Origin of the sequence: Rhodoferax sp. (assembly GCF_028689305.1) — a bacterium.
Lineage (GTDB): Bacteria > Pseudomonadota > Gammaproteobacteria > Burkholderiales > Burkholderiaceae_C > Rhodoferax.
In genome coordinates this window covers 15,690-30,701 of the sequence record NZ_JAQTWM010000011.1, presented here as the reverse complement: position 1 = coordinate 30,701, position 15,012 = coordinate 15,690, and the positions used below count along the sequence as shown (strand labels likewise).

The following is a 15,012-nucleotide window of genomic DNA, read 5'->3' as shown; positions in this document are numbered from 1 at the left end:
AACTCCAAATTCATGCGACGACGGTTTCTGCCTTGGCAGCGGCACCAGACTGAACACCCGTATCGCGGTCAGGCTGCCATAACTCCAGCTGGATCAGGCAAGCGTTGGGTGCCATGGCGCTGCCCCCCCGAATTTGAGAGCGGTGGTTGGTCAACAGATTGACGCAGCCGCCCCGATCTGCGGAATAGCCGGGTTTGCCCACCGGTTCATAGACAGCGGATGACTCATAGGTATGCGCCACACCTGGGCGCAGTCGCGGACTGACCTTGGCAGCGAAGATCACGGCGCCACGGTCGTTAAATGCACGCACCAAGTCGCCGGTCCGAATACCGCGCAACGCCGCATCCTCCGGGCTCATGCGGATCTGCAGGTAATAGTGCCCCTCTACCAGCATCCGGTGACTCTTCACGTCATTGATGGTGGAGTCCTTGCCATCTGCCTGGGTATGGAAGCTGTAGCGCGGATGCGAGGACAACAACTGCAACGGATATTTGTCGAGCAACTCGGTTGTGCTGCATCCCTCCCAACTACGGATGTATTTGTTGACGGCAGGACGATCCGGGTCGTTGGCCAGTTTCAGACTGGATGGCACAAACTCAAACTTGCCACTACGGGTTTGCAACCCTTCCAGGAAGTTCTCGGTGTAGTCTGCCGGCAGCGGCTGCATCTCTGGCACATCTTTCTTGCGTCCTTCGTAGTACCAGCTGTAGGCCGTTGGCACCCGCATGTTTTCCTTTTCGGGAGGAACCACGTAATAGCCTTTTTTGAGCAGTTTCTTCCACGAAATGTGCTTGGAGAGATCGGAGCCCTCCCAGATACGACGGCACCAGTCGATCTCCGACATGCCTTCCGTGAACAGGGCAGATAGGCCGAGCCGTTGTGCCAGTTCCGCGTAAATCTGGTAATCGGACTTCGACTCTCCCAGCGGTTCAATACACTTGTGCTGCAACACCACCACACGGTGGTTAAGCTGGGCAAAGTACTGCGGCGCGTACCCCCCTGCCGAAGCCCATTCACCGATGTCCCAGCGCTCAAAGTTCGTACAGGCCGGCAGAATCACGTCTGCAAACTTGGCCTCACCTTCAAACCAGATCGACTGGTTGACAACAAACTCAATCTTGTCGGACTGGTAGGTCCGTACCCACCGGTTGGAACCACTTTGTGTCCCAAACTGGGAGGCGCCAAACTTGTACATCATCCGCACCGGCTCCTGGCCTGGCGCGGGATACTTGAATGGCAGGAACTGGTTGGTGATAGACGACACATCGGTCGGGTAGCCGGACGCCGTGCCATTCATAATCGCCTCCGGAAACTCGATCCGGGGTATCTGCTGCCTGACATTGTTCATCGACATGATGTGAGGGATTTGCTGGTAGTTGATCGGTCCGTTGGCAGTGAACTGCAAATCACCCGAGATACCGCCTTCGGCATAACCCGGAAACCAGAAATTGAAGTCCACTGGGGTACCAATCTGCATGTTGCCCATGTTGACGCCCGGGCGGCCATAACCTTGCATGCCCATCATGATGACCATCATGCGCGCCCATTGGGTACCCGTCGCCGTGCGGCAGGCACCACCAAAGGTATTGCCCATGCCTCCAGCACCGAGATAAACCTTCTTGCTGCCCCATTCACGCGCCAGTGCACGAATGTCGCGTGCAGGCACCCCGGTCTCTGCCTCGGCCCACTCGGGCGTCTTGGGTACACCATCGTCCACACCCAGAACGTGATCGGACCACTCGGCAAAGCCGGTGGTACGGTTTTCCACATACCACTTGTCATACAGACCCTCAGTGATCCAGACGTGGCAAATGGCCTGTGCCAACGCCGGATCGGTACCGGGACGTGGTGCAATCCACTTGCCACCGAGCAGCGCGGCCGTCTCGTTGAAGTACGGATCGATATGGACGAACTTGATGCCCAACTCCTTGGCCCACATGCGCCGCACCGTACCTTCCAGACCACCGTAACAACCACTTGTTGCCTCCGGATCACTGGACCAGAACACCATCATTTCACAATTTTTGAGGATGTCCTCCACCTGGCCAAAGACCTCACCCTGCCCCAAACGCATGGTATGCCCCCAATGGTGCACAGCGCCCCAGTACCAGCCTTCCCAACTCTGGGGATTGCCGTGGACTTTGGTGAATCCCAACAGATTGAAGAAGCGAAAACCCGAGCTCAAGTGGTACCCCACATTGCCCCACATCTGGTGAGCGCTATGGGTAAAAGCCAACGCGCTCGGGCCGTAGTCACGTTTGATACGCTTGATTTCCCCCGCGACCAGGTCAAGCGCCTCGTCCCAGCTGATCCGCACATAACCCGAGGTGCCACGATTCTGCGGGTTGCGCTCACCCTGGGGATCGAAGTCCACACGCTTCATCGGATAGAGCAAGCGATTCTTTGAATAGACCAGTGATTTACCAGCCAGCACGTGGGGTGGCAACGTCGTCTGCCGTGGTGGCGTGAAGGTCTTGCCCCGGGCGTTGATGCTCCAGGTGGGCCCGTCTTCTTCGGTAAATTCGATCGGTGTGATCCGCTGGATCTTGCCGTCCTTGACATGCACATGCACCGGCCCGCCATTGTTGTTGCCGGTGAATCGCGTCACGCCCTGCCCCAAGTCTTCGCCATATTTCCAGCCAACCCGCTGGACCATCTGCAGCGTCTCCATGAACCAGGCAGTCAGCACATCCGGTCCATCCAGGCTGATGGTGAAGTTTTTCATGCCATGGATGTTGGCCCGGTAGTCCTGCTTGAGCGACAACATCTGGTCAGCCACATCTGCATTCTTGAAGCCAAGCACAATATCCGGGTTCGGGTGCAGTTCAGCCTTGGACAGGACCTTGCCATCACGGATTTCGATATAGCGGGCCACCGAGCCATCCCGCAATCGCAACTGGGCGACCAGATTGCGCTCCTTGAGCCGAGCACCGAAAGCCGGATCGCGGTACGCGGTCAGCTTGAAGGCCTGCACCATGGCAAAGAGTTTGATGGCAAGTTTCATATCCTGTTTTCTACCTTTCCACTTTTCAAATTTGATCCAGCACCCCGGACGTTGTGATCAACACCAGCCCCGGAGTTTTGACGGATTCGACTCAATGCTTGGCCAATTCAGCCTCATGAACCCAAGCCGCATGAGGCAGCGCCTTTTTGCTCTTGGTCCAATCCACCAGCATTTGCTCTGACACACTCACCAGCTTCTCCATCATCTCCGGCGTGGCAACCGGTGCGCAAAGTTCAAGTCGATGCCCATTGGGGTCAAAGAAATAAATTGATCGGACAAAACCATGGTCCGTCGGACCCAGCACTTCCACACCTTTGGCTTCCAGTTCGGACTTGGCAACCTTCAAGGTATCCTCATCCTTGACCTGAAAAGCCAGGTGTTGCACCCACTGCGGTGTATTCGGATCAAACGTCATCGCCGGTGATTCCGGCAACTCAAAAAAGGCCAGGATGTTGCCATTGCCGGCATCCAGAAACAGGTGCATGTAAGGCGTGGCCTCCTTGGTCGACGGCACCTTGCTTTCAGAGACGGCAAACAGGTATTTCATGTCCAGCTTGTCGCGGTACCAGTCGATCGTTTCTTTGGCGTCGTTGCAGCGATACGCGACATGGTGAATTTGTTGAATATGCATTTTTGGCCTTTCACTAGGGAGTTGTTGCGGGAATTAACAAACGGAAATCACAAATCGAAACTCGATGGCTTTTAAATTTATGTCAAATTCAGATACTTTAAACATCATGACACTTGCCATGACAACCAAGAGTGTCTTGCACAGATCGAAGATTGGTCCGATTCATCGAATCAGCTTTCTCCAACACGCTCTGGAACTTCGCAATCACTTGTGCAGATGGATGAATTTTTACCGCATAATTGAAAAGTGTCAATATTAGATACTATTAGAGTAAACCCTGATGCTGTCTTCAGCTCGCTTGGCAGCAAAAATGCTTTAAATTCAAACCATGAACAAATTTGCGCGAATGATCGATGTACTTGATCTGTACTCGGAGAGCGACACCGTCCTGACTGCTGAAGAAATTGCCGATCGTCTCCAGGTATCGCGCCCCACAGCGTTCCGTTACGTCAGGGAATTGAGTACAGCTGGTTTTCTGGCCAACTATTCGGGGCGTTATTCCCTAGGCGCACGCATCATCACGCTGGACTATCGGATTCGCGAATCGGATCCGGTTCTCAAAGTGGCCCGCAAGGTGATGCACGAACTTGCGGCCGAAACGGCAAGTACCGCGATCCTGTGCCGCATGTACAACGAAGACGTGATCAATGTGCACCACGAGCTCGGTTATGACGAATCTGGCGTGACTTTCGGGCGCGGCCGGCCATTGCCGTTATTCCGAGGATCTGCCTCGAAGACCATGCTGGCTCATCTGCCACCAGCCAGACTCAAGAAAATCTACACACAGCACAGCCACGACCCAGATGTACAAAAAATTGCACGGGATTGGCCAAGCTTCAAAGACTACTTTGCGCGCATCCGCCAAGCCGGGCACTACATCTCCACCAAGGAAGTCGATGCCAATGTGGTGGGTATTGCCGCCCCCATCACGGTTGCAGGATTGGGCACACTGGGCGTCATCTCATTGGTTGTTTCTGTTGAGCGGCTCAAGCTCATCAACACTGAAGGCATTGCAGAAATCCTCAAGCTGCGCTCGAGGGAAATTGCGGAAAAACTCCGCACCTTGGCGGACAACCGGACCGCAATCTCCAACAGTGTTCAAGCACAGGTGTTACAGCCCGCAGACGTGGCCGACTCAGGCCCGCAGGTCAAGCGTGCGGCAACCAAGCGCAGCGAAGTCGCTGTTGCGGAGTAATGTGCCCTCACCCACCGAAGCGGCATCAAGACACCCCGTTCTGTGATCAACCGCCAAGTACGTAGAGTCCACATTTCGGACCCTCTGCCGGTGGTTAAGAATCGCAAGTGATGAAAACAATTTGAGGAGACACAATGGTCATAAAAAGCCACAAGGATTTTTTTTCGGGACTGATGTTCACTGTGGTGGGCATCGGATTTGCGGTGGGGGCACGCACCTACACCGTGGGCACGTCAGCGCGCATGGGGCCAGGCTACTTTCCGTTGTTGCTCGGTGTCATTCTGGCCATCATTGGCATCGCGATCACACTCAATGCCTTCGGCAAACATCACGACAATGACGAGCGCATCGGTGCCATTGCCTGGCGTCCGCTCTTTTTCATCATCTTCGCCAACTTGGTTTTTGGTGTTTTACTCGGTGGACTACCGTCCATCGGACTGCCTCCTTTGGGTCTGGCCTTGGCCATCGTGGCATTGGTCTTTCTGGCAACACTGGCCAGCAAGGAAACCAAGTTCAAGGAGACCGTGGTATTGGCATTTGTGCTGGTCGTCGGTAGCTACCTGACTTTCGTCACCGTACTCAGCCTGCCATTCCAGGTCTGGCCCACCTTTATTACCGGCTGAGGAGCCACACCATGATGGATCTGATCAACAATCTTTCGCTGGGCATGGGTGTGGCGTTCACCACGCAAAACCTGCTCTACGCATTGGTCGGCTGTTTACTCGGCACCGTGATTGGCGTGCTGCCGGGCCTAGGCCCCGTGGCCACCATTGCCATGCTGCTGCCAGCCACCTATGCCCTGCCACCTCTGGCAGCGCTGATCATGCTGGCCGGTATTTACTACGGCGCCCAATACGGTGGTTCGACCACGGCCATTCTGGTCAACTTGCCAGGTGAAGCCTCTTCAGTCGTGACCGCCATCGACGGTTATCAGATGGCACGCAAGGGCCGAGCTGGCCCGGCGCTTGCCGCCGCTGGTATCGGGTCCTTCATTGCCGGTACCTTCGGCACACTGGTACTGGCCGCGTTTGCCGTTCCGTTGGCCGAGGTGGCCTTCAAATTCGGGCCTGCAGAGTATTTTTCACTGATGGTGCTGGGCCTGATCGGTGCGGTGGTGCTGGCCTCTGGTTCGCTGCTCAAAGCCATTGCCATGGTGATTCTGGGCCTGCTTCTGGGTATGGTGGGCACTGACGTCAACTCCGGTGTGGCACGCTACAACTTTGACATCCCCGAGCTGACCGACGGTATTGGCTTCATCGCCATTGCCATGGGCGTGTTTGGCTATGGCGACATCATCACCTCGTTGTCTCGCCCCAGCGAGAGCCGTGAACTGTTGACCAAGAAGGTCGAAGGCCTGTTCCCGACCCGAGAAGATTTCAAGAACATGATGCCGGCTGTGCTGCGTGGCACCGCGCTGGGCTCCATGATGGGTATCCTGCCCGGTGGCGGCGCCTTGCTGGCCTCGTTTGCTTCCTACACCATCGAGAAGAAGCTTCGCCTCAAAAAGGGTGAAGTGCCTTTTGGCCAGGGCAATATCCGCGGTGTCGCCGCCCCGGAGGCAGCCAACAATGCGGGAGCGCAAACCTCCTTCATTCCGCTGCTGACCCTGGGCATCCCCCCCAATGCCGTGATGGCGTTAATGGTGGGCGCCATGACGATCCACAACATCCAGCCAGGCCCACAGGTCATGACCAGCAACCCCGAATTGTTCTGGGGTCTGATCGCCTCCATGTGGATCGGCAACGCGATGCTGGTGATCCTGAACCTGCCGATGATCGGCATCTGGGTCAAACTGCTGACGGTGCCCTATCGCTGGCTGTTTCCCGCAATTGTGCTTTTCTGCGCCATTGGTGTGTATTCCACCAACAACAACACGTTTGACATCTGGATCGTGGGCGCCTTTGGTGTCATCGGTTACGCCTTTGCCAAGATGGGTTGCGAACCTGCCCCGCTACTGCTCGGGCTGATCCTGGGGCCCATGATGGAAGAAAACCTGCGCCGTTCGCTGTTGCTCTCGCGTGGTGACTGGAGTGTGTTTGTCACACGCCCCCTGTCAGCCTCGTTGCTGGCCGTGGCTGTGCTGCTGCTGATTGTGGTGTTGTCACCCAGCATCAAGAAACGCCGCGAAGAAGCTTTTGTTGAGGACTAAGGTGGTCCCCCACCTCTCTGGAAATTGCCCCTTTTATAGGAGAGACCATGTATAAACATTTGTTCGTCCCGGTTGATGGTTCAGAGCTTTCCCACCGAGCTATGGATGGCAGCATTGAACTGGCAGTGCAGTTGGGCGCCCGAGTCACCGGTTTCGTGGTTGAACCCGATCTACCCGTCTCGGCAACAAGCCATGATGCACAAGCGTTCGCCAGCCATATTCAGGAACATGAATCCAAGAACAAGGCGCATTCCAAGGCGCTGCTCGACCAGTTCGAGCAGCGCGCGGTCGCTGCCGGTGTGGTCTTTTCAAGGCTGGCAGTCACCGCCTATTCGGTTGACCACGCCATTCTTGAAGAAGCCGAAAAGGCCGGTTGCGACATGATCGTGATGGTGACCCATGGTCGCGGCCCGATCGGTGAATTCGTCTTTGGCTCGCATACCAAAAAAATCATCGCCCATAGCCAATTGCCCGTCCTTGTGTTGCACTGAAAGCAATTCAAAAACACCAGCCACGCAGGAAACAGAGGTCCGCATTGCCAGCAAGTCAATGGACTCGGCCCACCGCCGACAGCAGGGGCACGGCATTCCATCGTGAATGATCAATTGCAGTCCGGCTTTGCCCATAGTCGACGCTGGTTCTGGGCTGCGCTCTTCGCCCTCATGCTGGCCCTGCTGGGGGTTCTGGTGTTCCTGGCGCGTGAGTACGAAGAAAATCACGCCGTCAGTCAACTGGAACTCAGCGCTGCAAACATGGCCGGTGAGTTGCGTGCCGGCCTGCTACGCAACATCCAGGATCTGCAAGCTCTGAGCGTCACCAGTGCCTCGGAGCCGCAATGGCAGCGTGCCGCATCTGTCCTGTTGAGCGCGCATCGCGAAATGCTCCGGCTGGAGTGGCGTGATCGGGATCTTCGCATCCAACAAGAGCTTCGCAGCCCATTCCAGCCACAGACGTTTGACGACATGAACCGTGAGCAGGTTCTGCCTGATGTACAACATGCCTGCGCCAACGCTCGGCGTCTCAAGGGCCCAGCCTATTCAGCCAGTTATTGGTTACCGATGGCCCAGTGGTTAGGTCAGGAGGTGATGGAAATGTGCGTCCCGGTGATCCAGGCCAACCGGGAGGCTGGCTTCATTGTGGCCACCTACGGTCTGCCCGGGCTCCTGACCGAATTGATCCGGTCCGAAACACGACGCGCTCGCAGCGTCGCCATCAACGAAGGTGACGGCACCCGACTGGCCATTGTGGGCAGTGTGGTGAATGAGCGTGGTGTTATTCAGGCCAGACAGTTGCTCGACCTGCCAGGCGTTGCCTACGTGTTACGAGTGGAGCAGGCGCGTGAATCGGGCGGCTGGTTGCCCAATATCCTGACCGCCACCGTTGTCGCACTCACCTTGGCACTCACCACCTTGTTTGCGCTGCTGGCACTGGACGTGCGCCGACGCCGACGCGCCGAAGGCAGTCTGGCCGAAGCCCTGGCCTTTCGCAAGGCCATGGAAGACTCACTGCTCACCGGACTGTGCGCCCGCGACATGCAAGGTCGGATCACCTACGTCAATCCAGCGTTCTGCCAAATCGTCGGACGACCACCCGAACAACTCGTCGGCACCGGCATACCGGCGCCCTACTGGCCACCTGAACAGATCGATTGTTATCGACAAAGGCAATCCATCCGCCAGACTTCTCGCCTGCTGCCACGCCAAGGTTTCGAATCAGAATTTCTGCGAGCCGATGGTGTCCATGTGCCCGTGCTGGTGGTGGAAGCACCTCTGATCAACGCGCAGGCCAGACAAACCGGCTGGATGAGTGCCATCATCGACCAGAGTGACCAGCGCAAGGCGGAAGAGCTTTCCCGAGCCTCGCAAGACCGCCTGCAGGCCACCGCCCGGTTGGCCATGGTGGGGGAAATGGCATCCCTCATCAGCCACGAGCTCAACCAACCGTTAGCGGCCATCGCCAGCTACGCCAGTGGTTCCCTCAATGTGCTGCAAGACCCGCAAGTCCCCCTGCAGACACTGCGAATCGAACTTGAGGCCACCATCCAGCGCATGGCCGATCAGGCTGAACGCGCCGGCAAGGTCATCAAGAGTGTGGGGGACCTGGTGCGCCGACGAGAACGCGCCCGCGCCGCCGTGCCGATCCAGGCACTTTGGGATGGCATTTCGCCGCTGGTGAAACTACAGGCCCACAAGCTCGGCATTGAGGTGCAGTGGGAGATTGCCGCAGATTGCCCAGCCGTCTGGTGTGATGCCACCATGGTCGAGCAGGTCTTGCTGAACCTGGTGCGCAATGGCTTTCAGGCCATGCCCCCAGGCGATCCCGCTTCCGGCTCAGGTTGGCGCAACCTGAGCCTGCACGCTGCGCCCGTTCCCGCCAACGCAACCAGCCCTGGACGATGGGTTGCCTTCACTGTCACTGACCATGGACACGGCCTGACAGACGAGGTAGCCAAGCGGATATTCACCCCATTTTTCACCACCAAAGCCGAAGGCATGGGACTGGGCCTGAGCCTGTGCCGCTCGATCGTGGAGCAACATGGCGGCTTGCTCGACTTCGAACCAGCCACACCACGCGGCACCACCTTCCGCTTCACCCTGCCCGCCGCCCTATGATGGCGACATGATGGGCACTGGCAGCACGGTCTTTTTGATTGACGATGACGACGCTGTGCGTGACGCACTGGGCTGGCTGTTGCGTACCCGACGTCTGCTGAGCACCCCGTTCGACAGCGCAGACCGCTTCTGGGCTCAGGCACAACAATGGCCCGACGGCCCGCAAGACCCCTGTTGCGCCGTGCTGGACCTGCGGATGCCCGGCATGAGTGGCCTGGCCCTGTTCGAGCATCTGCGTACCCTGCATTGGTTCGAAACCATGCCCATCATCTTTCTGTCTGGACATGCCGACCTGCCCACAGCCGTGGATGCAGTCCTGCGTGGTGCCTTTGACTTTTGCGAAAAGCCGTTTTCCAACAATGCACTGGTGGAGCGGGTGGAGCGGGCGCTGGACAAGTCAGCTCGCGTGTTGGCCGAGCGTCACCGGTGCCAAGCCCTACGTCAACGCATCGCCGATTTGACCGAACGCGAACAGGCCGTGATGCGACTGATGATGGAAGGTCTGCCCAACAAGCTCATTGCCGACCAATTGCAAATCAGCATCCGCACAGTGGAGGTTCATCGTGCGCGCGTCCTGGACAAGATGAACGCCAGAACCGTGGTCGATCTGGTCAACCTGTTGAACAAAACCGGCCAGCGCTGAACGCCCCAGCCCGCCAACGCTACTTGACCAACTGATTGAGCTGGATGATCGGCATCAGCACCGCCAGCACAATCAGCATCACCACCACCCCCATGGCCACAATCAACAGGGGCTCCAGCAACGTAGCCAGTTGCATGGCACGGCGTTGCACTTCGGTCCCCAACTGCTTCGCAGCACGCTGCAACATCACGGGCAATTGCCCGGTTTGCTCTCCCAGACGGGCAAACATGGCCAGCAGTGGCGGAAAACGCTTCTTCTGCGCCAAAGCCGACGCCAGCGGAGCTCCTTCACGCACCAGTACCAGCGCCTCTTGTGCATCGGTACGCAAGGCTCGATTGGAGAGGGTCTGCGTCGCCGCCTGCAAGGCCTTCAAGATCGGCACACCTGCCGCAGCCAGCATCGCCAGCGTGCTGGCAAAACGGGCAGCGTTGTAACTTCGCGATAACCGGCCGAGAATGGGCAGGTTCAGCCAGGCGGCGTCCCATTTTTCGTGCCACTGGTCATTGGCCAGCGCCACACGGGCACCAACCACGCCCGAAACCATCACCACCAACATCAGCCAGCCATAACTGCGCACCAGGTCGCTCAGACTGATCATGATGACCGTGAGCAGCGGCAGAGCCCGCTTGCTGCCGGCGAACACGTGCGCCACCTGCGGCACCACATAGGTCACCAGAAACAACACGATGACGATGGCCACCAACGACACAATGGCCGGGTACAGTGCGGCACCAATCAGCTTGGCCTTGAGCGCCTGCTGCTCTTCCAGATCATCGGCCAAACGCTCCAGCACCAGACCCAGGTTGCCGCTGTGCTCACCGGCACCAATCACCGCCACGTAAATCTCGGAAAACTCGCGCGGATGCTGGGACAGTGCCTTGGCAAACGACGTCCCTCCATTGACCTCGGCGCGCAGCGTGGCCACCAGTTCGCGTTCCGGTGCTTTTTCGGCTTCATCCGACAGCGAGGTGAGCGCCCGCTCCAGCGGCAGACCAGAGGACACCAGACCAGCCAGCTGGCGTGTCCAGACCGCCAGTGCGGTTGCATTGAACACGCGCTTGCCGTAGCGTGCTGTCATGCCGCCGCCCGTGCGATCTTGTGCACTCACTGGCTCCACCCTGAGCGGCACCAGCGCCTGCGCACGCAACTGCCCCCGTGCCGCCTTGGCGGAATCTGCCTCGATCACCCCCTTGCGGGTGTCTCCGGCGGCACTGACGGCTTCAAAAGAATAAACCGGCATGGCTACTCACAAGTTCAGTCGCGTGTCACACGCAGCAATTCTTCGCGCGAGGTCAGCCCCAGGCTCACCAGCCGCTCACCGTCTTCACGCATCAGCACCATACCCGCGGCCTGCGCGGCACTGCGGATGTCGGCTTCCGAAGCCCGGTTGTGAATCTGGGCGCGGATGGCCTCGTCGGTCACCAGCAGCTCAAACACGCCGCTGCGCCCGCTGTAACCGGTGTGGCCACAATGCTCGCAGCCTTTTCCGCCGCAATGGATGCACAGCTTGCGCACCAGGCGCTGGGCCAGCACACCCAGCAAGCTGGAGCTGAGCAGAAACGGCTCCACCCCCATGTCAGTCAGGCGCGTCACCGCACTGGCGGCATCGTTGGTGTGCAGCGTGGCCAGCACCAGGTGGCCGGTCAAACTGGCCTGGATGGCGATCTGCGCAGTCTCGAAGTCGCGGATTTCGCCAATCATGATGATGTCGGGGTCCTGGCGCAGGATGGCACGCAAGGCCTTGGCAAAGTCCAGTTCGATCTTCGGGTTGACCTGGGTCTGCCCCACACCAGCGAGCTCGTACTCGATCGGGTCTTCCACCGTCATGATGTTGTTGCGCGTGGCATCCAGCCGCCCCAGCGCCGCATACAGCGTGGTGGTCTTGCCCGAGCCGGTGGGACCGGTCACCAGCACAATGCCATGCGGCTGGGTCACCAGCGCCTCAAAACGGCGCAACACCTCGCCCTGCATGCCCAGCGCTTCCAGGCTCAACCGTCCCTCGGACTTGTCCAACAGGCGCAGCACCGCACGCTCGCCATAGGCGCTGGGCAACGTGGAAACCCGCACGTCCACCGCCCGCGTGCCAATGCGCAGGCTGATGCGCCCATCCTGCGGCAGGCGGCGCTCGGCAATGTCGAGTTCGGCCATGATCTTCAGGCGCGAAATCAGCGCTGCGTGCAGGGCGCGGTTGGGCTGCACCACCTCGCGCAGGGTGCCGTCCACCCGAAAACGCACACTGGAGTGGCGCTCATACGGTTCGATGTGGATGTCGCTGGCGCCGTCACGTGCCGCCTGCGTCAACAGCGCATTGAGCATGCGGATGATGGGTGCGTCATCCGCCGTTTCCAGCAGGTCCTCAATGGCGGGCAGGTCCTGCATCATGCGCGACAGATCAGCATCACTTTCGACCTCGCTGACCACCGCCGCCGCGCTGGACTCCCCTTGGGCATAAGCCGCACTGATACGCTGCACCAGGGTGTTGGCGGCCTGGGTCTGCAACTGACAGTGAGGGTATTTACGCAGCACCTCACTCAGGGCCGCCGCGGCGGATTGCGGATGCAGCCACAGCGTGAGCTGGCCGGCATCGTCTTCCAGCAACAGCTGGTAGGTCCGGGCAAAGGCGTAGGGCAGTGGGTAACGCATGACAGTCGAAAACGTTCAGCGTTGGGTCTTGGCGCCCGATGCTGGCGCTGGTGGCAACACCGGCTGGGCCAGCGGCAGGACCGGCAATTGCGGCGAGTCATTGATGTTCAACACACTGCTGGGTTTCGGCTGGGCGTCATTCAGACCGGCGCGCATCAGGTCATACCGGTCCATCGATAACCGATCCGTGGCCTGGGCATCACGCACCACCACTGGCCGCAAAAACACCATCAGGTTGGTTTTTTTGCGGCCCCGCGCCTCACTCTTGAACAGGTGGCCAAACAGCGGGACATCACCCAGCCCCGGCACTTTTTCCTGGTTGCCGGAATAAGTGTCCTGCAGCAGCCCGCCCAGCACCACGATGTTGTTGTCATCCACCAGCACCGTCGACTCAATCGTGCGTTTGGTGGTGGTCGGGCCATTGCTGTCTTTTTCGGTGCCGGCCTTGACCGCCGAGGTTTCCTGGTAAATCACCAGCTTGACCGTGCCGTTTTCGTTGATTTGCGGCCGCACCTTGAGCGTCAGACCCACGTCCTTGCGCTCCACCGTGGTGAACGGGTTGACCGAATTGCCGCTGGTGTTGTTGCTGGTGTAGGAGCCGGTGACAAACGGCACGTTTTCACCAATCACGATCTTGGCCTCTTCGTTGTCCAGCGTCAGCAAATTGGGCGTCGACAGCACATTGCCGCTGCCACTGCTTTCCAGGAAGTTCGCCAGAAAACCCAGCACATACACCCCGTTGGTCTTGTGCGCCACCCCCAGGTTCAGACCGCCAGCAGGCACGGCCGTCCCGGAGGCCGCGTTGGTCGCCAGATCAATGATGGTGGGGGTGGTTTTGCCCAAGGAAAAATTGGTGCCCAGCAAACCGACATTGGTGCTGGCCGCACCGCCCAGAGCCCCTTGCCACTGGACCCCGAATTCAGCCGCCCGGTCCATGTTCACCTCGGCAATCAGGCTCTCCACCAGCACCTGGGCACGCCGGCCATCGAGCTTGTCAATGACCGCGCGCAACTGGCGGAATTGCGGCTCCGGCGCGGTGATGATGAGGGCATTGGTGGCTGCATCAGCCTGAATCTGCCCGCCCGTGGCACTGGCGACTGAGGCCGCTGCCGCCGCGGCCCCGGCGGTGCCGCCGCCGGTTGCCGCTGGCGCCGTGGAGGAGCGGGTGTCGTTGCTGATGGCCGCCCGCAGGGTGGCCGCCAGCTTGGTGGCATCGGCATTTTTCAGGTAAACCACATGGATGTTGCCCGCCGCGCCGCCGCTGCCGCCGGCATCGGGCTGGTCAAGCTTGGCCACCAGCGAATGCACCAGCGCCAGCTGGGCGCCATTGCTGGCCCGCACGATCAGCGCGTTGGAACGGGGTTCGGCCAGCAAGGTGGTCTTGAACGAGGTATCGGCCTGGCCGGCCGGTGCGGCAGCGGTGCTGCTGCCCAGCAGCTTGAGCACCAAGGGTGCCAGATCGGCGGCAATGGCATGCTTGAGCGGGATCACCTCCACGTCGGTGGCGTTGGCCACGTCCATGGCGGCGATGATGCGCCCCAAGCGACGCAGGTTGTCGGCGTAATCGGTGATCACCAGCGTGTTGGTGCCGGGGTTGGCGTTGATGGTGTTGTTCGGGCTGATCAGCGGGCGCAACACCGGTACCAGGTTGTTGGCCGACTCATGGCTGAGCTTGAAGATCTGGGTCGCAATCTGGTTGCCGGCGGGCAGGCCCGGCCCCTGGGCACTGTCCACGGTCACCGCACTGGTCTGCAGCTTGGCCTCAGCTTCGGGCACCACCTTGTACAGCCCACCGGACTCGACCAGCGTGTAACCCTGCAGGCGCAAGGTGGCCACAAACTGGGCCAGCGCCGCCGCCTGGCTGACCGGCTTGTCCGTCACCAGCGTCAAGGTGCCCTTGACGCGCGGGTCGACCACCACGTTTTTACCGGTGATGCTGGCAAAGGTCCGCGCCACCGCCTCGATGTCCGCCGCCTGGAAATTCAGCGTGACCGGCTCACCGGCTTTCACCGGGGCACTGGTCTGTGCCATCACATTTGAGGAAAAAAGACCTGTAGCCCAGATAAAGACTGCACTTATAGCTACAGAAGATATAGCAATCTTGAAACCGGGAATTTGCTGATGTGTCATGCCAA

Annotated in this window: 11 protein-coding genes; 6 read left to right on the top strand and 5 right to left on the bottom strand. The window is 59.2% G+C overall.

The window, feature by feature from the left end; translation table 11 throughout:
• Window positions 1-10: 10 nt before the first annotated feature.
• Both PHW99_RS04075 and PHW99_RS04070 read right to left on the bottom strand, forming a co-directional pair.
• A complete protein-coding gene (locus PHW99_RS04075; RefSeq protein ID WP_300174049.1) occupies window positions 11-3,004 on the bottom strand; it encodes a molybdopterin-dependent oxidoreductase in 2,994 nt (997 codons plus the stop codon).
• 91 nt (window positions 3,005-3,095) lie between these two features.
• On the bottom strand, window positions 3,096-3,635 hold the full coding sequence (locus PHW99_RS04070; RefSeq protein ID WP_300174047.1) for a VOC family protein: 540 nt from the start codon (window positions 3,633-3,635) through the stop codon (window positions 3,096-3,098).
• Between the two features lie 328 nt (window positions 3,636-3,963).
• Between PHW99_RS04070 and PHW99_RS04065 the strand changes: the two genes are divergently transcribed.
• The 6 genes from PHW99_RS04065 (at window position 3,964) to PHW99_RS04040 (ending at window position 10,234) form a co-directional block, all read left to right on the top strand.
• Complete coding sequence (locus PHW99_RS04065; RefSeq protein WP_300174045.1) at window positions 3,964-4,830, top strand: IclR family transcriptional regulator; 867 nt, start codon at window positions 3,964-3,966, stop codon at window positions 4,828-4,830.
• Window positions 4,831-4,964: 134 nt separating this feature from the next.
• Complete coding sequence (locus PHW99_RS04060; protein ID WP_300174043.1) at window positions 4,965-5,453, top strand: tripartite tricarboxylate transporter TctB family protein; 489 nt, start codon at window positions 4,965-4,967, stop codon at window positions 5,451-5,453.
• A 14-nt stretch (window positions 5,454-5,467) separates the two neighbouring features.
• Window positions 5,468-6,979: a tripartite tricarboxylate transporter permease gene (locus tag PHW99_RS04055; protein WP_300174105.1), complete on the top strand. Its 1,512-nt coding sequence runs from the start codon at window positions 5,468-5,470 to the stop codon at window positions 6,977-6,979.
• 47 nt (window positions 6,980-7,026) lie between these two features.
• Window positions 7,027-7,470 carry a universal stress protein gene (locus PHW99_RS04050; RefSeq protein WP_300174041.1) on the top strand — a complete coding sequence of 148 codons (444 nt, stop codon included), beginning with the start codon at window positions 7,027-7,029 and terminating at the stop codon, window positions 7,468-7,470.
• Between the two features lie 102 nt (window positions 7,471-7,572).
• A complete protein-coding gene (locus tag PHW99_RS04045) occupies window positions 7,573-9,591 on the top strand; it encodes an ATP-binding protein (protein ID WP_366912992.1) in 2,019 nt (672 codons plus the stop codon).
• A gap of 10 nt (window positions 9,592-9,601) precedes the next feature.
• Window positions 9,602-10,234 carry a response regulator gene (locus PHW99_RS04040; RefSeq protein WP_300174102.1) on the top strand — a complete coding sequence of 211 codons (633 nt, stop codon included), beginning with the start codon at window positions 9,602-9,604 and terminating at the stop codon, window positions 10,232-10,234.
• A gap of 19 nt (window positions 10,235-10,253) precedes the next feature.
• Here PHW99_RS04040 and gspF read toward each other — a convergent pair whose 3' ends face one another.
• Genes gspF through gspD form a run of 3 tightly spaced genes read right to left on the bottom strand, consistent with a single transcriptional unit; the run spans window position 10,254 to window position 15,007 of the window.
• Entirely contained in the window at window positions 10,254-11,474 is a 1,221-nt protein-coding gene (gspF, locus tag PHW99_RS04035) for a type II secretion system inner membrane protein GspF (RefSeq protein ID WP_300174039.1), read from the bottom strand.
• 14 nt (window positions 11,475-11,488) lie between these two features.
• Entirely contained in the window at window positions 11,489-12,877 is a 1,389-nt protein-coding gene (locus tag PHW99_RS04030) for an ATPase, T2SS/T4P/T4SS family (protein ID WP_300174037.1), read from the bottom strand.
• Between the two features lie 15 nt (window positions 12,878-12,892).
• Window positions 12,893-15,007: a type II secretion system secretin GspD gene (gspD, locus tag PHW99_RS04025; RefSeq protein WP_300174035.1), complete on the bottom strand. Its 2,115-nt coding sequence runs from the start codon at window positions 15,005-15,007 to the stop codon at window positions 12,893-12,895.
• Window positions 15,008-15,012 lie beyond the last annotated feature (5 nt).

Excerpts from the sequence above, each read along its gene's own strand:
- gspD (WP_300174035.1), bottom strand. The coding sequence starts at position 15,007 with ATGACACATCAGCAAATTCCCGGTTTCAAGATTGCTATATCTTCTGTA.
- gspF (WP_300174039.1), bottom strand. The coding sequence starts at position 11,474 with ATGCCGGTTTATTCTTTTGAAGCCGTCAGTGCCGCCGGAGACACCCGC.
- PHW99_RS04065 (WP_300174045.1), top strand. The coding sequence starts at position 3,964 with ATGAACAAATTTGCGCGAATGATCGATGTACTTGATCTGTACTCGGAG.
- PHW99_RS04040 (WP_300174102.1), top strand. The coding sequence starts at position 9,602 with ATGGGCACTGGCAGCACGGTCTTTTTGATTGACGATGACGACGCTGTG.
- PHW99_RS04070 (WP_300174047.1), bottom strand. The coding sequence starts at position 3,635 with ATGCATATTCAACAAATTCACCATGTCGCGTATCGCTGCAACGACGCC.
- PHW99_RS04030 (WP_300174037.1), bottom strand. The coding sequence starts at position 12,877 with ATGCGTTACCCACTGCCCTACGCCTTTGCCCGGACCTACCAGCTGTTG.
- PHW99_RS04060 (WP_300174043.1), top strand. The coding sequence starts at position 4,965 with ATGGTCATAAAAAGCCACAAGGATTTTTTTTCGGGACTGATGTTCACT.
- PHW99_RS04050 (WP_300174041.1), top strand. The coding sequence starts at position 7,027 with ATGTATAAACATTTGTTCGTCCCGGTTGATGGTTCAGAGCTTTCCCAC.
- PHW99_RS04075 (WP_300174049.1), bottom strand. The coding sequence starts at position 3,004 with ATGAAACTTGCCATCAAACTCTTTGCCATGGTGCAGGCCTTCAAGCTG.
- PHW99_RS04055 (WP_300174105.1), top strand. The coding sequence starts at position 5,468 with ATGGATCTGATCAACAATCTTTCGCTGGGCATGGGTGTGGCGTTCACC.